The sequence below is a fragment of the Streptomyces sp. NPDC007929 genome, from assembly GCF_042959065.1.
Classification (GTDB): domain Bacteria; phylum Actinomycetota; class Actinomycetes; order Streptomycetales; family Streptomycetaceae; genus Streptomyces.
The window spans coordinates 1-2,695 of sequence record NZ_JBIBKD010000026.1; the positions used below are offsets into that span (position 1 = coordinate 1).

General features: G+C 65.2%; 1 protein-coding gene and 1 pseudogene. Both read left to right on the plus strand.

Translation table 11 applies throughout. The annotated features are described in order from the left end of the window. Positions 1-650 precede the first annotated feature (650 nt). Positions 651-1,530 (plus strand): annotated as a pseudogene (locus ACFZDE_RS38605) (IS5 family transposase). Positions 1,531-1,650: 120 nt separating this feature from the next. Continuing rightward, positions 1,651-2,157: a DUF6624 domain-containing protein gene (locus tag ACFZDE_RS38610; RefSeq protein WP_391214913.1), complete on the plus strand. Its 507-nt coding sequence runs from the start codon at positions 1,651-1,653 to the stop codon at positions 2,155-2,157. Positions 2,158-2,695: the final 538 nt, after the last annotated feature.

Consider the following 2,695-nt stretch of genomic DNA (forward strand, 5'->3'; position numbering starts at 1 on the left):
GAATTGAATTCCGCAAGCGGAATTCTGGCAGTGTGTCAATTCGCGCAAGCGCGAATTGAGAGGAATCCCGCAAGCGGGATTCCAGCTGGCTGCAAGCGGCGAGTGCATCATGTGCAGGCCTGTGCAGCCACTGGGGAAATCAACATGTCACCTCCACAATGGAGGTGACATTCTTTCAGAACTCGGCCCGGCGCCGGCCTCACTGACGGGTTCCGCTGCGCTCCACCCGAAGCCCCTCCCCTTCACCTTCGAAACCGAACTCCTCGCGTACGTCAGTACCCGGTAAATCTCCCCCAGCAACTCGCCGCTGCCGGGCGGGGTTCTGTCGCTCATCGCTTGCGGAAAGAACGTGGCGTACCAAAGCTGCATCACAGTTGCATCCTGTGTAGAGTCTGGGATCAGGTATCACCACCCTGGTCAGCAATGATCGCTCCGTCGGGCTGGGGTCGACTGCGCCGCGTACTGGCGTGCGCAGCGCACCAGGTTCCTGCCGCCCGACGCCCAGGGTGGCGCCAAATCTAGATCGAGAATGGTGACGCCGGGGAGGAAAGCCATGTGCTGGGTCGTACCAGGCCGGGCCCGATCGGCTTCGACTAGGGCGTGTCCGGCGGATCATGTGACGTCTCGCGCTCTAGCGCGTTGGCATGTTCATGGGGCGGGGAGATCTTACTAACGAGGAATGGGCCCGCTGAAGCCGCATCTGCCCAAGACCGGGCAGCGAGGTGGGCGCTGGGCCAGCCACCGCAGGATCATCAACGGAATCCTGTACCGGAACCGGACTGGGGTGCCGTGGCGGGATCTGCCTGCGCGGTTCGGCAAGTGGAAGACCATGTACGAGAGGCATCGACACTGGTCGGCGGACGGCACGTGGGACAAGATCTATGCGGCAGTCCTGGCTGACGCGGATGCCCAGGGCCGCATCGACTGGTCCATGGTGAGCGTGGACTCCACCACCTGCCGGGCCCACCAGCACGCCGCCGGAGCACGCAAGAAACCACCGCGGGTGCCGGGAAAAGACGCACGCCCCGACAGCACCGCCCCGATGAGGGACTCGGACGCTCTCGGGGCGGACTCACCTGCAAGATTCACCTCGCCGGAGAAGGCGGGCGCCGCCCTCTGGCCTTGCTGATCACTCCGGGCCAGTGGGGCGACGCGCCGCAGCTCGTCCCCGTCATGGAACGCATCCGTGTCGGCCGGCTCGGCGGCGGACGCCCCCGCACCCGGCCTGGCCACCTCGGCGGCGACAAGGCCTATTCCTCACGGCGTAACCGCCGATACCTGCGCAGACGGCAGATCAAGCACACCATCCCCGAGCCGAAGAACCAGCGGGCGAACCGCCAACGCCGCGGCAGCAAGGGTGGACGGCCCTCCGGCTTCGACAAGACGGTCTATAAGCGCAGAAACGAAGTCGAGCGCACGATCAACGCCCTTAAGAACCTCCGGGCCGTTGCCACGAGGTTCGACAAGCGTGTCTACGTCTTCCAGGGCACTGTGACCGTCGCAGCGATCCGGCTCTGGCTCCGGGGGTAGATCCATTATCCCGGTGCGGCGAGGCGCCTGTCACCGTTCTCCGGAATGATCTTTACACCCGATTTGCATCTCTAGGCTTGCGGGCGGACACAAAGCACGGATCTCACCTGGGAGTTGAGAGTGGCGCACGACGTTGCCGCACTGACAGCGGAACTCACGGATATGGCTGCGGCCGATCACCAGTTGGCAGTCCGCGCGAACAGCGAGGACCCCGCCGAGCAGCTGGCCTGGCGGCGACTGACTGCCCGGCACGGTGACCGGCTCAACGAGATCATGGACGAGTACGGCTGGCCGACGGCGGAACTGGTCGGTGAGGAGGCCGCACGCGCGGCATGGCTCATTGCTCAGCACGCCGACCGGCAGCTCGACGTTCAGCGTCGCGCCCTCCAGTTGATGCAGCAGGCGGTGTCGGCAGGCTCGGCCAGCCCGCGCGAGCTGGCCTTCCTGCGCGACCGCGCGCTGGTCAACGAGGGCCGCAAGCAGGTCTACGGCACTCAAATCGCCGGCGTGAAGGACGGGACACCGGTTCCGTGGCCCTGTGAAGAGCCCGAGCGCATGGACGAACTCCGTGGGGAAGTCGGTATCGAGCCCTTCGACGAGTACGTCGCCAAATTCTCCATGGTCTGACGCCCCGTTTCCAGTCGCGTCCGGCGGATCATTGCCCGGGCTCGCCTGCCGCAGGCAATGATCCGCCGGACACGCCCTAACGCGCATGCCGGTGCGTACAGGAACCAACCCGTCTCGGCATAGGCACGGTGGATCAGACGGGAAGCAAGGACGTTGCCCTGGCCGGCTGCGGCCAGGGCGGTGTCATCCAACGATGTACATAGCGTCGCTCACCGGTCGGTCACGTGGGCCAGGCGCCGGTCCAGCTCGCCGTCCAGCAGCTGCTCCTCTGCAGCAGCTCGGTCAGCCAGTCCTTGGCTTCCTCCGGGATACAGACGTTGGCGTCGAGTCATCGTGCTTCTTCCCATCCCCTAGGTACGGGTACGTACCCGTACCTGTCAGGCGGCGGAGTTCAGTCGCAACCGATCCGGTGGCCTGTTCGGGGCTGCTCATTTTCGTGCACAGGGACTGCTGCATGATCTGGTGACAGCGGGGTTTATGCAGCCAGAGCTGCGGGTGGGGTCATGATGGTCTCGTACTCGACGGGGGTCAATCGGGC